This window comes from Agromyces ramosus, assembly GCF_030817175.1.
Taxonomy (GTDB): domain Bacteria; phylum Actinomycetota; class Actinomycetes; order Actinomycetales; family Microbacteriaceae; genus Agromyces; species Agromyces ramosus_A.
The window spans coordinates 3,543,654-3,559,780 of sequence record NZ_JAUSYY010000001.1; the positions used below are offsets into that span (position 1 = coordinate 3,543,654).

The following is a 16,127-nucleotide window of genomic DNA, read 5'->3' on the forward strand; positions in this document are numbered from 1 at the left end:
CTTGCGACTCGAATTGCGCCGCGGGCCACGAGGTCGATAGGGTCGCTCCATGTCCACCGCCCGGTTCTCCGCCACCGCACGCGTCTCGCGTGTCTCGGTCGTGCGCAGCCGGCGTCGTGGCGAGCGCCGAATCTCGGCGACCCCTGCATCGGCCTAGTCGGGCTGTGTCGCGGGGCGTCGCCGGAACATCGCCTCGACCGCACAGACCCTAAGGTGGATTCCATGACGTACTCCGTCGCCGTTTCCGGCGCGTCCGGCTATGCCGGGGGAGAGATCCTGCGCCTCATCGCCGATCATCCCGAGTTCGAGGTGCGCACCGTGACCGCGCACGCGAACGCCGGACAACCGCTCGTCGCGGTGCAGCCGCACCTGCGCACGTACACGCACCTGACGCTGCAGGAGACGAACGCCGAGACGCTCGCCGGGCACGACATCGTGTTCCTCGCGCTGCCGCACGGCGCCTCGGGGGCGATCGCCGCCGAGCTCGACGCCGAAACCCTCGTCGTCGACTGCGGCGCCGACCACCGGCTCGAGCGCGCCGTCGACTGGGCCGAGTTCTACGGCGGAGACTTCCACCAGGCGTGGGCCTACGGCGTGCCCGAGCTGCCGCGGCTGTCGGGCACGCAGCGCGACCGGCTCACGAGCTCCCGTCGCATCGCGGCCCCCGGTTGCAACGCCTCGACCGTGGCGTTGTCATTGGCGCCGGGCATCCGTGCCGGCGTCATCGAGGACCGCGACCTCGTCTCGGTGCTCGCCGTCGGCCCGTCGGGCGCGGGCAAGAGCCTGAAGGCCCACCTCCTCGGCTCCGAGATCCTGGGCTCGGCGAACCCCTACTCGGTCGGTGGCGTGCACCGGCACATCCCCGAGATCACCCAGGCGCTGCGCTGGGCCGGCGCCGCTGCGCCCACGATCTCGTTCACGCCGGTGATCGTGCCGATGTCGCGGGGCATCCTCGCGACCTCGACGGCACGAATCGTGCCGGGCACGGATGCCGCGACGGTGCGCGCAGCGTGGGAAGACGCGTATGCCGGCGAACGCTTCGTGCAACTGCTGCCCGCGGGCCAGTTCCCGCGCACCGCCGACGTGCTCGGCGCGAACACCGCCCTCATGGGGCTCGCCATCGACGAGCGGGCCGGCCGCGCCGTCGTGGTCACCGCGGTCGACAATCTCGTGAAGGGCACCGCGGGTGCCGCCGTGCAGTCGGCCAACATCGCGCTCGGCCTCGCCGAGTCGACGGGCCTGCCCGTGAACGGAGTCGCCCCGTGACCGTCACCGCTCCCGCCGGTTTCGAGTCGGCGGGCATCGCCGCCGGCATCAAGCGCTCCGGCGCCCTCGACCTCGCCCTCGTCGTCAATCGTGGTCCCTCGCAGCAGGCGGCCGCGGTCTTCACGTCGAATCGCGCGAAGGCGAACCCGATCATCTGGTCGCAGCAGGTCATCGTCGACGGCCGGGTCTCGGCGATCGTGCTGAACTCCGGCGGCGCCAACTGCTTCACCGGCCCCGAGGGCTTCCAGGTCACGCACCGCACTGCAGAGGCGGCGGCCTCCGCACTCGGCGTGTCATCGGCTGACGTGCTCGTGTGCTCGACCGGGCTCATCGGCGACCAGCTCGACGGCGAGGTGCTCGAAGAGGGCGTGCTCTCAGCGGCCACCCGGCTCACGACCGCCGGCGGCGACGACGCGGCGCGTGCGATCATGACGACCGACACCCGTCCGAAGACGGTCGTCATCGAGGGCGACGGATGGCGCGTCGGCGGCATGGCCAAGGGTGCGGGCATGCTCGCACCCGGGCTCGCGACCATGCTCGTCGTGCTCACGACCGACGCCGACCTGCCGGCCGAAGTGCTCGACCGGGCGCTGCGCGCGGCCACCCGGGTCACGTTCGACCGGCTCGACTCCGACGGATGCATGTCGACGAACGACCAGGTCACGTTGCTCGCGAGCGGCGCTGCGGGCATCGCCCCACCGCTCGACGTGTTCACCGAGGCCCTCACCGCCGCCTGTCGCGATCTCGCCCTGCAGCTGCAGGCCGACGCCGAGGGCGCGAGCCACGACATCGCCATCGAGGTGCGCGGCGCGGTCACCGACGACGACGCCGTCGAGGTGGGGCGCTCGGTCGCCCGCAACAGCCTGTTCAAGGCGGCGATCTTCGGCAACGACCCGAACTGGGGCCGGGTGCTCGCCGCGATCGGCACGACGCAGGCGCCGTTCGACCCGTACCTCGTCGACGTGTCGATGAACGGGGTGCGCGTCTGCCACGCCGGCCGGCCCGACGCACCACGCGAGCTGGTCGACCTCACGCCCAGGGCGACGCACGTGCTCATCGAGCTGCACGCCGGCGAGGCCTCCGCCACCATCTTCACGAACGACCTCACGCACGACTACGTGCATGAGAACAGCGCGTACGCGAGTTGAGCATGAGCGATCGCATCGAGACGGATGCCGCGACCGGCGGAGAAGCGGCGATCGACCGCGACATCGACGCCGCGACCGCGGCCGACAAGGCCCAGGTGCTCATCGACTCGCTGCCGTGGCTGAAGCGGTTCCATGGCGAGACGATCGTCGTGAAGTTCGGCGGCAACGCGATGGTGAGCCCCGAGCTGCAGCGGGCCTTCGCGCAAGACATGGTCTACCTCAGGTACGCGGGCATCAAGCCCGTCATCGTGCACGGGGGCGGACCGCAGATCTCCTCGATGCTCGAGCGGCTCGGCATCTCGAGCGAGTTCCGGGGCGGCTATCGAGTGACGACGCCCGAGACCATGGACGTCGTGCGCATGGTGCTCTCCGGACAGGTGAACCGCGAGCTCGTCTCGCTCATCAACGAGCACGGACCGCTCGCCTCCGGGCTCTCCGGTGAAGATGCCGGGCTGTTCACCGGCCGTCGTCGCGGCGCCGTGGTCGATGGCGAGGAGGTCGACCTCGGCCTGGTGGGCGATGTCGTGGCGGTCGATCCGGCCGCCGTGCACGCAGAGCTCGCTGCGGGCCGGATTCCCGTCGTCTCCTCGATCGCGCCCGACGGCGCGGTGCCCGGACAATCGCTCAACGTCAACGCCGATTCGGCTGCGGCTTCGCTCGCCGTCGCGCTCGGCGCGGCGAAGCTGGTCATCCTGACGGATGTCGCGGGCCTCTACCGTGACTGGCCCAATCGCGAATCGCTCGTCTCGGTCATCGACGTGCCCGAGCTCATCTCCCTGCTGCCGGCACTCGAGTCGGGCATGATCCCCAAGATGCGGGCGTGCCTCGAGGCGGTCGAGGGCGGCGTGGCGAAGGCGGCGATCATCGACGGTCGCATCCCGCACTCGATCCTCCTCGAGGTCTTCACGCAATCGGGCATCGGCACCGAGGTGGTTCCCGCATGAACTCGTGGCAGCAGCGATTCGACGACCGCATCATGCGGTCCATGGGCATGCCGCTCGCCAAGCTCGAGCGCGGCGAGGGCGCCTGGGTGTGGGATGACGCGGGCAACCGGTACCTCGACTTCCTCGCGGGCATCGCCGTCAACTCGCTCGGCCACGCGCATCCCGTGTTCGTCGAGGCCGTCGCGACCCAGGCCGGCCGTCTCGCCCACGTCTCGAACTACTTCATGACCGAACCCGCCCTCGAGCTCGCCGAGCGCATCACGCGGCTCGCCGGCGCGGGGGATTCCGGCCGCGCGTGGTTCGGCAACTCGGGCGCCGAAGCGAACGAAGCCGCGTTCAAGCTGGCGCGACTGAACAACTCGGGCGGCGGCCGCACGCGGGTGCTCGCGCTCGTCGACGCATTCCACGGGCGCACCATGGGCTCGCTCGCCCTCACCGGCAAGGCGCACATGCGCGATCCGTTCGAGCCGCTGCCCGGGGGCGTCGAGCATATTTCCGGCGACGATCGCGGCGCTCGAGGCATCCGTCGACGACGCCGTCGCCGCGCTCATCGTCGAACCCATCCAGGGCGAGGCCGGGGTCGTCGAGTTGCCCGATGGGTTCCTCGAGTCGGCGCGTGAGCTCACGAGTCGCCACGGTGCGCTGCTCATCGTCGACGAGATCCAGACGGGTGCCGGGCGCACCGGCGAATGGTTCGGCTTCCAGCACACGGCCATCCAGCCCGATGCGATCACGGTGGCGAAGGGCATCGGTGGCGGGTTCCCCATCGGCGGGCTCGTCACCTTCGGACGCGCGTCGGCGCTCTTCACGAAGGGGCAGCACGGCTCGACGTTCGGCGGCAATCCGCTCGCCGCTGCCGTCGCCAACGCGGTGCTCGGCGAGATCGAGCGCGGCGGGCTCGTGCAGAATGCCGCTCGACGTGGCGCCGAGATCCGCGAACACGTGCTCGGCCTCGGCTCACCGCTCGTCGGCGAGGTGCGCGGGCTCGGCCTCCTCATCGGCGTCGGCCTCACCGAGCCGGTCGCGGGCGCCGTCGTCGCGCAAGCCATGCGTGAGGGCCTCATCGTCAACGCCGCCAACGACTCATCCATCCGCATCGCACCCCCGCTCACCATCGGCGACGCCGAGATCGACGAGTTCGCCGCCCGCTTCGAGCGCGCCCTCCGAACCGTCGCCACCCAGTGACCGCCCGACCGATCCACATCGAACGGAACCGCATGACCCGCCACTTCCTCCGCGACGACGACATCACGCCCGCCGAGCAGTCCGAGATCCTCGATCTCGCCGAAGCGCTCAAGCGCGACCGATGGAGCCGCCGTCCGCTCGAGGGCCCGCAGACCGTCGCCGTGATCTTCGACAAGTCATCCACCCGCACCCGCGTGTCGTTCGCCGTCGGCATCGCCGACCTCGGCGGGTCGCCGCTGATCATCTCGACGGCGAACAGCCAGCTGGGCGGCAAGGAGACGCCGTCTGACACGGCCCGCGTGCTCGAGCGCCTGGTCTCGGCGATCGTGTGGCGCACGTACGGCCAGGCCGGGCTCGAGCAGATGGCCGCGGGCACCACGGTGCCGGTCGTGAACGCCCTCTCCGACGACTTCCACCCGTGCCAGCTGCTCGCCGACCTCCTCACCATCCGGGAGCACAAGGGTCGTCTCGCGGGGCTCACCGTCACCTTCCTCGGCGACGGCGCGAGCAACATGGCGCAGTCCTACGTGCTCGCGGGTGTCACCGCCGGCATGCACGTGCGCATCGCCTCGCCCGAGGAGTTCTCGCCCGAGGCATCCGTCGTCGCCGATGCCGATCGCATCGCCGCCACGACCGGCGGCTCCGTCGCGCTCTACACGGATGCGGCCGAAGCCGTCGCCGGCGCCGACGTCGTGGTCACCGACACGTGGGTGTCGATGGGCAAGGAGGATGAGAAGGCGCACCGGGTCGCCACGTTCGGCGCCTATCGGGTCGACCGCCAGCTGATGTCCCTCGCGGCATCCGACGCCGTCTTCATGCACTGCCTCCCGGCCGATCGCGGTTATGAAGTCACCGCCGACGTCATCGACGGCGAGCAGTCGATCATCTGGGACGAGGCGGAGAACCGCCTGCACGCGCAGAAGGCGCTGCTCGTGTGGCTCCTCGAGCGGAAGGACGCCTGATGGCCGAACGGCACGGCACCAACGAGGGCTCGCTGTGGGGCGCCCGGTTCACGTCGGGCCCGTCGCCCGAGCTCCAGCGGCTGTCGAAGTCGACGCACTTCGACTGGCAGCTCGCGCCCTATGACCTCGCCGGCTCTCGTGCGCACGCCCGGGCGCTCGCCGTCGCGGGCTACCTCGACGCCGATGAGCTCGCCGCGATGATCGCCGGCCTCGACGAGCTCGAGGCGAAGGTGGCCTCGGGCGAGCTCGTCGCCGCCGAGACCGACGAAGACGTGCACGGGGCCCTCGAAGCGGCGCTCATCGATCTCGTCGGAGCCGAGCTCGGTGGCAAGCTCCGCGCGGGCCGCAGCCGCAACGACCAGATCGCCACGCTCGTGCGCCTCTACCTGAAAGACCACGCGGCGACCATCGGCCAACAGCTCGTGCACCTCGTCGACGCCCTCGCCGCACAGGCCGACACCCATCGCACGGCGGTCATGCCGGGCCGCACCCACCTGCAGCACGCGCAGCCCGTGCTGCTCGCCCACCACCTGCTCGCGCACGGCTGGGCACTCTCGCGCGACCTCGAGCGGCTCGTCGACTGGACGAAGCGGGCGGATGTCTCGCCCTACGGCGGCGGTGCGCTCGCCGGGTCGACGCTCGGCCTCGACGCGGCATCCGTCGCCCGCGACCTCGGACTCGCAGCGCCAGCCGAGAACTCGATCGACGGCACGGCGAGCCGTGATGTCGTCGCCGAGTTCGCCTTCGTCGCCGCCATGATCGGCATCGACCTCTCGCGCATCTCCGAAGAGGTCATCCTCTGGAACACCCGCGAGTTCGGCTTCGTCACCCTCGACGACGGCTATTCGACGGGCTCGTCGATCATGCCGCAGAAGAAGAACCCCGACATCGCCGAACTCGCGCGCGGCAAGTCGGGGCGGCTCATCGGCAACCTCACGGGGCTGCTCGCGACGCTGAAGGCGCTGCCGCTCGCGTACAACCGCGACCTGCAGGAGGACAAGGAGCCCGTCTTCGACTCGGTCGAGACGCTCGAGGTGTTGCTGCCCGCGTTCACGGGCATGATCGCGACGCTGACCTTCCACACCGAGCGCATGGCCGAGCTGGCACCGGCCGGATTTTCGCTCGCGACGGATGTCGCGGAGTGGCTCGTGAAGCGACGCGTGCCGTTCCGCGACGCCCACGAGATCACCGGTGCGCTCGTGCGCTACGCCGAAGGGCACGCACTCGGTCTCGATGCCGTCGACGACGCCGCGCTCGCCGCGATCTCGCCGCATCTCACGCCCGACGTGCGCGAGGTGCTCACGGTCGAGGGATCCGTCGCGAGCCGCGACGGCATCGGCGGCACGGCGCCCGTGCGCGTCGACGAGCAGTTCGCACGGCTCACCGACCGGGTCCGGCACCTCGTGGCCGGCCTGCCGGAGGCGCGCAGCTGAGCGGACGGCACCCGAACGACGGGTCGGATGCCGCGGGGCATCCGACCGCTGACGCTGCCCTCGTGCGACCGGCGCGGGAGTTCTTCGCGCGCGACTCGGTGGACCTGGGGCCGCTCCTGCTCGGGGCGGTCATCTCGCACGACACCGACGAGGGAAGGGTCTCGGTGCGGTTGTCCGAGGTGGAGGCCTACCGCGGGGTGGGCGAGGATCCCGGATCCCATGCGTTCCGTGGCCGGACTCCCCGCAACACGGTGATGTTCGGCGCGGCCGGACATCTCTACGCCTACTTCACGTACGGCATGCACGTCTGCCTGAACGTGGTGGCGTCCGAGCCCGGCCACTCGGCGGCGGTGCTGCTCCGTGGTGGCACGGTCGTCGAGGGCATCGAGCTCGCCCGTCGACGCCGAGCGGGTGCATCCGATCGCGACCTCGCGCGTGGACCCGCCCGTCTCGCGGTGGCGCTCGGTGTGCCGCTCTCGGCGAGTGGCGCCGACCTGCTCGTGCCGCCGTTCGAACTCCGCGTTCTCGAGCAGCCGCTCCCGTTCGAGGCGGGTCCTCGCACCGGTGTCAGCGGTGCCGGCGGGGGAGCGGCGTTCCCATGGCGCTTCTGGGTCGCGGGCGAGCCGGGCGTCTCGGTGTACCGGCGTCATGCGCGTTCGCACGACTGAGGAGCGGGCGAGGGCAGGCTCCGCGATGTTCAGCGGATCGCGAGGTGCACGACGAGGGCGGCCGCGCACGCCCAGATGAGGCTCGCGAAGGTGCCGATGATGAATCGTTCGCGCGCTTCGGGTGCCTCGAGCTCGGTGAATCGGCCGACGCCCTTCACGGCGACCACGATCGCGAGCGCCTCGGGGAAGCCGGCGACGATCGCCCCCGCAGAGGCGACGCGTTCGAGCACGCCGATGGTGAGGCCGCCGCGCAGCACCTCTCGTCGGGTGGCCGCCTGAAGTCCCTGCTGTTCCTCGGCCTTCGTGCGTCGCTCGGCGACGATGATGCCGCCGTGCAGGCCCGGTGCGACCGTGCCTCCCATCGCGAGGTCGAGTGCGGTGGCCGCGGCCGGACTGCCGCCGAAGATCGCCGTCGTCAGGCCGAGCAGGGTGATGAGCGGCGCGATGCCGAACGCCACGGGAGAGTCGATGCTCGCCGCAGCGAGCATCGCAGTGCCGAGCGTGGCGGCCGCGAACCACAGATAGGTGCGCCGGGGTCGCAGATAGGCGAGCACCGAGAGTGCCGCCGAGGCGACCAGTGCCAGCACCAGTGCCGAGCAGATGAGGGTGTCGGCGATGACGTGGAAATCCACGGCGCTCCTTCCGCGGTCGAGGCCGTGCTGCCCCGTGCCTCCGAGCAGCTTAGCGAGGGGCCGCCGGCATTCGGGCGGTCACTCGCGCGGCGTGTGCGACGCCTCGGAATCGAGTTCGCGGAGCAGCCGCACGAGCGCGGGGCGCGCCTCCTCCTCAGGTCGCCACATCGCGGCCTTCAGGCGTGCGCTCACGGCGGCGGCACTGATGTCGAGCGCAGCGGCCGCTTCTTTCTGCTGGGTGCCGTCGCGCACGAGTTCGACGACCTCCCACCCCGGATCGGTCCGGCGTTCGCGGAGCAGCACGAGCAGACGTACGAGCGGCTCGACGTCGGCAACGGTGATGCTGCTCGTGATCGGCGCCGCCCGGAGCGCGAATCGGCCCTCGGCGCGCTTGGCCGCGCCGACCGCCTCGCGTGCAGCGATGAATGCGGTGCCCGTCGCCTTGCGGGCGGCGTCGGGGAGGGGGCGTCGTACATCACCGACGCCGAGGCCGACGCTCCAACGGCCGGTGCGGGTGGTGTCGAGCACGATCGCCAGGGCGGTGTCGGCGGCATCCGTCACGAGTTGCACCTCGTCGCCCGCCGTCTGGTCGACGGGGAGCAGGAGCCGTGATCGGAACCGCTCGGAGAGCTCCGCCACGAGGGCGCCCGTGCGATCGGTGTCACGTCGGCTTCCGACCTGGTCGGCGGTGATGACGAACATGGGCGACCTCCGGTGAGTGCTGGGGGGTTGATCAGTGCGGGTGGAGGACACGGTATTATGTGCCTTCGCGATGAAGTCTATAACCTGAACCAGGCCGAATCAATCCTCAGGCTTGAATCGTTGCCTCCAACATCCGCTGATACTCTGTCGGGGTGTCAGACCCAGTGATCCTCACGACCCAACAGAACGACGCCTCTTTCGAGGATGTCTGGGAGGAGCTCGTCTGGCGCGGCCACGTGCATGTCTCGACCGACCCGGCCGCGCTGAAGGAGTTGCTCGCAGGCGAGCCGATCACGTATTACTGCGGTTTCGACCCGACGGCGCCGAGCCTGCATCTCGGCAACCTCGTGCAGCTCATCGTCATGCGGCGGCTTCAGCTGGCCGGACATCGACCCCTCGGCCTCGTCGGCGGATCGACCGGGCTCATCGGCGATCCACGGCCGACGGCCGAACGCACGCTCAACACCCGTGAGACCGTCGCCGAATGGGTCGGCTACCTCCAAGCCCAGGTGAGTCGGTTCATCTCACGTGAGGGCGACAACCCGGTTCGGCTCGTCAACAACCTCGATTGGACCGCCGGATTGTCGGCGATCGACTTCCTCCGCGAGATCGGCAAGCACTTCCGCGTCGGCACGATGTTGAAGAAGGACGCTGTCGCCTCGCGGCTCAACTCCGATGCGGGCATCAGCTACACCGAGTTCAGCTACCAGATCCTGCAGGGCTTCGACTACCTCGAGCTGTACCGCCAGTACCACTGCGTCCTGCAGACCGGGGGCAGCGACCAGTGGGGCAACCTCACGAGCGGCACCGACCTCATTCACCGGGTCGAGGGGGTGTCGGTGCACGCCATCGGCACACCGCTCGTCGCGAACGCCGACGGCACGAAGTTCGGCAAGAGCGAAGGCAACGCCATCTGGCTGGATGCCGCGATGTGCACGCCCTACCGCTTCTACCAGTTCTGGCTCAACACCGACGACGCCGACGTGATCTCACGGCTGAAGGTCTTCACCTTCCTCGGCCGAGCCGAGATCGAGGCGCTCGCCGAGCTCGTCGAACGGGAGCCGTTCAAACGCCAGGCGCAGCGCGTTCTGGCGGCGGAGGTGACGACCCTCGTGCACGGGGCGGATGCCACGGCCGCCGTCATCGCGGCGTCGCAGGCGCTGTTCGGGCAGGGCGATCTCGCGGCGCTCGATCCCGACACGCTCGAGGCTGCGCTTCGAGAGCTTCCGAACACGACGACCTCGCCCGACGCACCGATCGCGCAGCTCCTCGCCGACACCGGACTCGTGTCGAGTCAGAGCGAAGGCCGGCGCGCGATCGCGCAGGGCGGGGTCTCCCTCGACAACGTCCGCATCGAAGATGAGACCGCCACGCTCGAGGGCCGCGTGGCCCGGGGCGGCATGGCCGTGCTCAGGCGCGGCAAGAAGACGCTTGCAGGAGTCTTCGTCGAGTAGTCGACGGCACTCCACGGCAAGGCTCCGCCCGCTCGATTCTTCGGGCGCGCGGAGCCTTTCGTCATCGGTGCGAAGGCCCACGGAACGCGACACGCCCGGGATGCAGCCAGAAGTTGCACGACCCCCGGGATCCCCGTAATGTAATCACTCGTTGCCCCACAGGAACGAAAGAGCGGGAGTGCTGAGAAGCACCGGCTCATCGGCCTCAAGTGGCACGAAGATCCCAAGCCATGAAGAATTGAATCTTCATCGTGCTTGAAGCATTCGGATGCGTCCTCTGAGGATGACCGGATGGAGAGCGAAACAGCTCCGGCAGTTCGATCCGCGAGGTTCGAGCACCGGGTGCGTCCGTTCCTTGAGAACTCAACAGCGTGCACTATGTTCAATGCCAATTTTTGAACCCTGTCCTCTGCCTTCGGGTGGGGGTGGGATTCCTTTGGATTGATGGACAGTCAGTAATGATTGTTCTCGGTCAGAGATTCAACTCTTGACTTGCCTTTCGGGGTGGGTTGAACCAGTTTTTTTGGAGAGTTTGATCCTGGCTCAGGACGAACGCTGGCGGCGTGCTTAACACATGCAAGTCGAACGATGAACCGGGTGCTTGCACCTGGGGATTAGTGGCGAACGGGTGAGTAACACGTGAGTAACCTGCCCTGGACTCTGGGATAACCCCGAGAAATCGGAGCTAATACCGGATAGGACCTGGAACCGCATGGTTTTGGGTGGAAAGTTTTTCGGTCTGGGATGGACTCGCGGCCTATCAGCTTGTTGGTGAGGTAATGGCTCACCAAGGCGTCGACGGGTAGCCGGCCTGAGAGGGTGACCGGCCACACTGGGACTGAGACACGGCCCAGACTCCTACGGGAGGCAGCAGTGGGGAATATTGCACAATGGGCGCAAGCCTGATGCAGCAACGCCGCGTGAGGGATGACGGCCTTCGGGTTGTAAACCTCTTTTAGTAGGGAAGAAGGGCTTCGGCTTGACGGTACCTGCAGAAAAAGCACCGGCTAACTACGTGCCAGCAGCCGCGGTAATACGTAGGGTGCGAGCGTTGTCCGGAATTATTGGGCGTAAAGAGCTCGTAGGCGGTTTGTCACGTCTGCTGTGAAATCCCGAGGCTCAACCTCGGGCCTGCAGTGGGTACGGGCAGACTGGAGTGCGGTAGGGGAGAATGGAATTCCTGGTGTAGCGGTGGAATGCGCAGATATCAGGAGGAACACCGATGGCGAAGGCAGTTCTCTGGGCCGTAACTGACGCTGAGGAGCGAAAGCGTGGGGAGCGAACAGGATTAGATACCCTGGTAGTCCACGCCGTAAACGTTGGGCGCTAGATGTGGGGACCTTTCCACGGTTTCCGTGTCGTAGCTAACGCATTAAGCGCCCCGCCTGGGGAGTACGGCCGCAAGGCTAAAACTCAAAGGAATTGACGGGGGCCCGCACAAGCGGCGGAGCATGCGGATTAATTCGATGCAACGCGAAGAACCTTACCAAGGCTTGACATAACCGAGAACGCCGCAGAAATGTGGAACTCTTTGGACACTCGGTTACAGGTGGTGCATGGTTGTCGTCAGCTCGTGTCGTGAGATGTTGGGTTAAGTCCCGCAACGAGCGCAACCCTCGTCGTATGTTGCCAGCACGTAATGGTGGGAACTCATATGAGACTGCCGGGGTCAACTCGGAGGAAGGTGGGGATGACGTCAAATCATCATGCCCCTTATGTCTTGGGCTTCACGCATGCTACAATGGCCGGTACAAAGGGCTGCGATGTCGTAAGGCGGAGCGAATCCCAAAAAGCCGGTCTCAGTTCGGATTGAGGTCTGCAACTCGACCTCATGAAGTCGGAGTCGCTAGTAATCGCAGATCAGCAACGCTGCGGTGAATACGTTCCCGGGCCTTGTACACACCGCCCGTCAAGTCATGAAAGTCGGTAACACCCGAAGCCGGTGGCCTAACCCCTTGTGGGAGGGAGCCGTCGAAGGTGGGATCGGTGATTAGGACTAAGTCGTAACAAGGTAGCCGTACCGGAAGGTGCGGCTGGATCACCTCCTTTCTAAGGAGCAACTCGGAGGCTTTCGGGTCTTCGCAGTGCTGACCAGATCGGGTCCTTTGTGGCTCGCTGGTTGCTCATGGGTGGAACATTGACATAGGTGCCGGTTGATTTCGGCTGTACTCAGTACGCTCCGCTTGCGGGGTTGGAACGGTGTGGTCGGGGGAGGCTGGTACGTGCACGCTGTTGGGTCCTGAGGGACCGGACAACTCTGCCCTTTCGGGGGTGGGGGTGATGGTTTCTTGCAGGCCTTCACCGATGCCGGCGGTTGCTGGTGGGTGTGGGGGTTCTGGCCGTCTGTTGAGAACTACATAGTGGACGCGAGCATCTTAGAAACAGGACCTTCGGGTCGTGTTTCACAAAAGGTGAATCGCCAATGGCATCCTTTCGGGGGTGTTGTTTGGCGTGTTCACTGGTCAATTTCGCAGCATCGCTCTTCGGGGTGGTGTTGCACGATTCGATCTCATGTGATTTTCAAGTTTTTAAGAGCAAACGGTGGATGCCTTGGCATCTGGAGCCGAAGAAGGACGTCGTAATCTGCGATAAGCCTCGGGGAGCTGATAAACGAGCTGTGATCCGAGGATTTCCGAATGGGGAAACCCCGCCAGGCCCTTTGGGTGACCTGGTGACTCCCGCCTGAATATATAGGGCGGGTAGAGGGAACGTGGGGAAGTGAAACATCTCAGTACCCACAGGAAGAGAAAACAACCGTGATTCCGTAAGTAGTGGCGAGCGAACGCGGAACAGGCTAAACCGAGCCATGTGTGATACCCGGCAGGGGTTGCATGGTCGGGGTTGTGGGACCTTTCGGACTGTACTGCCGTGCAGTCACGGTGACGCGTCAGGTATAGACGAACCGGATTGAAAGCCGGACCGGAGTGGGTGTGAGTCCCGTAGTCGAAATGCCTGGCGGCCCGGAGAGGGATCCCAAGTAGCACGGGGCCCGAGAAATCCCGTGTGAATCTGTCAGGACCACCTGATAAGCCTAAATACTCCCAGATGACCGATAGCGGACAAGTACCGTGAGGGAAAGGTGAAAAGTACCCCGGGAGGGGAGTGAAATAGTACCTGAAACCGTTTGCTTACAAACCGTTGGAGCCTCCGTGTTGGGGTGACAGCGTGCCTTTTGAAGAATGAGCCTGCGAGTTAGTGATCTGTGGCGAGGTTAACCCGTGAGGGGCAGCCGTAGCGAAAGCGAGTCTGAATAGGGCGATTCAGTCGCAGGTCCTAGACCCGAAGCGAAGTGATCTATCCATGGCCAGGTTGAAGCGACGGTAAGACGTCGTGGAGGACCGAACCCACTTCAGTTGAAAATGGAGGGGATGAGCTGTGGATAGGGGTGAAAGGCCAATCAAACTTCGTGATAGCTGGTTCTCTCCGAAATGCATTTAGGTGCAGCGTTGCGTGTTTCTTGCCGGAGGTAGAGCTACTGGATGGCCGATGGGCCCTAAAAGGTTACTGACGTCAGCCAAACTCCGAATGCCGGTAAGTGAGAGCGCAGCAGTGAGACGGTGGGGGATAAGCTTCATCGTCGAGAGGGAAACAACCCAGACCACCAACTAAGGTCCCTAAGCGCGTGCTAAGTGGGAAAGGATGTGGAGTTGCACAGACAACCAGGAGGTTGGCTTAGAAGCAGCCACCCTTGAAAGAGTGCGTAATAGCTCACTGGTCAAGTGATTCCGCGCCGACAATGTAACGGGGCTCAAGCACGCCACCGAAGTTGTGGCATTGACATTAGTGGTAGGCCTTCGTGGTCCAGCCGTGTTGATGGGTAGGAGAGCGTCGTGTGGCCAGCGAAGCGGCGGTGTGAACCAGCCGTGGAGGCCACACGAGTGAGAATGCAGGCATGAGTAGCGAAAGACGGGTGAGAAACCCGTCCTCCGGAAGACCAAGGGTTCCAGGGTCAAGCTAATCTGCCCTGGGTAAGTCGGGACCTAAGGCGAGGCCGACAGGCGTAGTCGATGGACAACGGGTTGATATTCCCGTACCGGCGAAGAACCGCCCACACCAATCCGATAGTGCTAAGCATCCGAAGCCAGTCATCGTCCCTTCGGGGACACCGGCTGGTGGAGCGTGCGACCCCATGTCGAGGCGGTGAGCGTATTAACAGGTGTGACGCAGGAAGGTAGCCAAACCCGGGCGATGGTAGTCCCGGGGCAAGTGCGTAGGCCGAACCGTAGGCAAATCCGCGGTTCATCAAGGCTGAGACACGATGCGGATGAAAAGTTGGTGATCCTATGCTGCCGAGAAAAGCATCGACGCGAGGTTCAAGCCGCCCGTACCCCAAACCGACTCAGGTGGTCAGGTAGAGAATACCAAGGAGATCGAGAGAATCGTGGTTAAGGAACTCGGCAAAATGCCCCCGTAACTTCGGGAGAAGGGGGGCCTAAGGCGTGAACTCACTAGCTGAGGGAAGCGCTGCAGGGCCGCAGAGACCAGTGGGAAGCGACTGTTTACTAAAAACACAGGTCCGTGCTAAGTCGCAAGACGATGTATACGGACTGACGCCTGCCCGGTGCTGGAAGGTTAAGAGGACCGGTTAGCCGCAAGGCGAAGCTGAGAATTTAAGCCCCAGTAAACGGCGGTGGTAACTATAACCATCCTAAGGTAGCGAAATTCCTTGTCGGGTAAGTTCCGACCTGCACGAATGGCGTAACGACTTCCCAGCTGTCTCAACCGCGAACTCGGCGAAATTGCATTACGAGTAAAGATGCTCGTTACGCGCAGCAGGACGGAAAGACCCCGTGACCTTTACTACAGCTTGGTATTGGTGTTCGGTGTGGCTTGTGTAGGATAGGTGGGAGACTGTGAAGCTGGCACGCTAGTGTCGGTGGAGTCATTGTTGAAATACCACTCTGGTCACTCTGGATATCTAACTTCGAACCGTGATCCGGTTCAGGGACAGTGCCTGGTGGGTAGTTTAACTGGGGCGGTTGCCTCCCAAAAAGTAACGGAGGCGCCCAAAGGTTCCCTCAACCTGGTTGGCAATCAGGTGGCGAGTGTAAGTGCACAAGGGAGCTTGACTGTGAGACTGACAGGTCGAGCAGGGACGAAAGTCGGGACTAGTGATCCGGCAGTGGCTTGTGGAAGCGCTGTCGCTCAACGGATAAAAGGTACCTCGGGGATAACAGGCTGATCTTGCCCAAGAGTCCATATCGACGGCATGGTTTGGCACCTCGATGTCGGCTCGTCGCATCCTGGGGCTGGAGTAGGTCCCAAGGGTTGGGCTGTTCGCCCATTAAAGCGGTACGCGAGCTGGGTTTAGAACGTCGTGAGACAGTTCGGTCCCTATCCGCTGCGCGCGTAGGAAATTTGAGAGGATCTGACCCTAGTACGAGAGGACCGGGTTGGACGAACCTCTGGTGTGCCAGTTGTTCCGCCAGGAGCACCGCTGGTTAGCTACGTTCGGGATGGATAACCGCTGAAAGCATCTAAGCGGGAAGCCGGCCTCAAGATGAGATTTCCAACCCTTCGGGGGAGAGGCTCCCAGCCAGACGACTGGGTTGATAGGCCGGATGTGGAAGACAGGACTAACGACTGTCGGAGCTGACCGGTACTAATAAGCCGATAACTTGACAATCACTACACTCACACACGTTTGAAGATCATTCATCGAAAGGCCGTGTGAGTGGCCCAAGATTGCTCGCGTCCACTCTGTGGTTCCCTTCAGACGGAAAACACCACACA

The 16,127-nt window shown here is 65.3% G+C and carries 9 protein-coding genes, 2 rRNA genes and 1 pseudogene; 10 read left to right on the plus strand and 2 right to left on the minus strand.

What is annotated here, in order from left to right; translation table 11 throughout:
• Window positions 1-222: 222 nt before the first annotated feature.
• The 7 genes and pseudogenes from argC to QFZ26_RS16635 all read left to right on the plus strand — a co-directional run bounded on the left by argC (window position 223) and on the right by QFZ26_RS16635 (window position 7,606).
• Complete coding sequence (gene argC / locus QFZ26_RS16605; protein ID WP_307044077.1) at window positions 223-1,266, plus strand: N-acetyl-gamma-glutamyl-phosphate reductase; 1,044 nt, start codon at window positions 223-225, stop codon at window positions 1,264-1,266.
• Entirely contained in the window at window positions 1,263-2,414 is a 1,152-nt protein-coding gene (gene argJ / locus QFZ26_RS16610) for a bifunctional glutamate N-acetyltransferase/amino-acid acetyltransferase ArgJ (RefSeq protein WP_307044079.1), read from the plus strand. Before argC ends, argJ begins: the two co-directional genes overlap by 4 nt.
• A gap of 2 nt (window positions 2,415-2,416) precedes the next feature.
• Complete coding sequence (argB, locus tag QFZ26_RS16615; protein WP_373460730.1) at window positions 2,417-3,358, plus strand: acetylglutamate kinase; 942 nt, start codon at window positions 2,417-2,419, stop codon at window positions 3,356-3,358.
• Window positions 3,355-4,543, plus strand: a pseudogene (locus QFZ26_RS16620) (acetylornithine transaminase). The gene argB and the pseudogene QFZ26_RS16620 overlap by 4 nt, the downstream one beginning before the upstream one ends.
• A 32-nt stretch (window positions 4,544-4,575) precedes the next feature.
• Window positions 4,576-5,505 carry an ornithine carbamoyltransferase gene (gene argF, locus QFZ26_RS16625; RefSeq protein WP_307044082.1) on the plus strand — a complete coding sequence of 310 codons (930 nt, stop codon included), beginning with the start codon at window positions 4,576-4,578 and terminating at the stop codon, window positions 5,503-5,505.
• Complete coding sequence (gene argH, locus QFZ26_RS16630; RefSeq protein WP_307044083.1) at window positions 5,505-6,938, plus strand: argininosuccinate lyase; 1,434 nt, start codon at window positions 5,505-5,507, stop codon at window positions 6,936-6,938. Before argF ends, argH begins: the two co-directional genes overlap by 1 nt.
• A 62-nt stretch (window positions 6,939-7,000) precedes the next feature.
• Window positions 7,001-7,606, plus strand: coding sequence for a DNA-3-methyladenine glycosylase (locus QFZ26_RS16635; protein ID WP_307044085.1), 606 nt, complete (start codon window positions 7,001-7,003; stop codon window positions 7,604-7,606).
• A 29-nt stretch (window positions 7,607-7,635) separates the two neighbouring features.
• Here QFZ26_RS16635 and QFZ26_RS16640 read toward each other — a convergent pair whose 3' ends face one another.
• Entirely contained in the window at window positions 7,636-8,238 is a 603-nt protein-coding gene (locus tag QFZ26_RS16640; protein ID WP_307044087.1) for a hypothetical protein, read from the minus strand.
• Window positions 8,239-8,316: 78 nt separating this feature from the next.
• A complete protein-coding gene (locus QFZ26_RS16645; protein ID WP_307044088.1) occupies window positions 8,317-8,940 on the minus strand; it encodes a DNA-binding protein in 624 nt (207 codons plus the stop codon).
• Between the two features lie 152 nt (window positions 8,941-9,092).
• Here QFZ26_RS16645 and tyrS point away from each other — a divergent pair, with 152 nt between their 5' ends.
• The 3 genes from tyrS to QFZ26_RS16660 all read left to right on the plus strand — a co-directional run bounded on the left by tyrS (window position 9,093) and on the right by QFZ26_RS16660 (window position 16,020).
• Window positions 9,093-10,394: a tyrosine--tRNA ligase gene (gene tyrS, locus QFZ26_RS16650; protein ID WP_307044090.1), complete on the plus strand. Its 1,302-nt coding sequence runs from the start codon at window positions 9,093-9,095 to the stop codon at window positions 10,392-10,394.
• 520 nt (window positions 10,395-10,914) lie between these two features.
• Window positions 10,915-12,443 (plus strand): 16S ribosomal RNA (locus QFZ26_RS16655).
• Between the two features lie 469 nt (window positions 12,444-12,912).
• A 23S ribosomal RNA gene (locus QFZ26_RS16660) occupies window positions 12,913-16,020 on the plus strand.
• The 16S and 23S rRNA genes sit together here, the layout of an rRNA operon.
• Window positions 16,021-16,127: the final 107 nt, after the last annotated feature.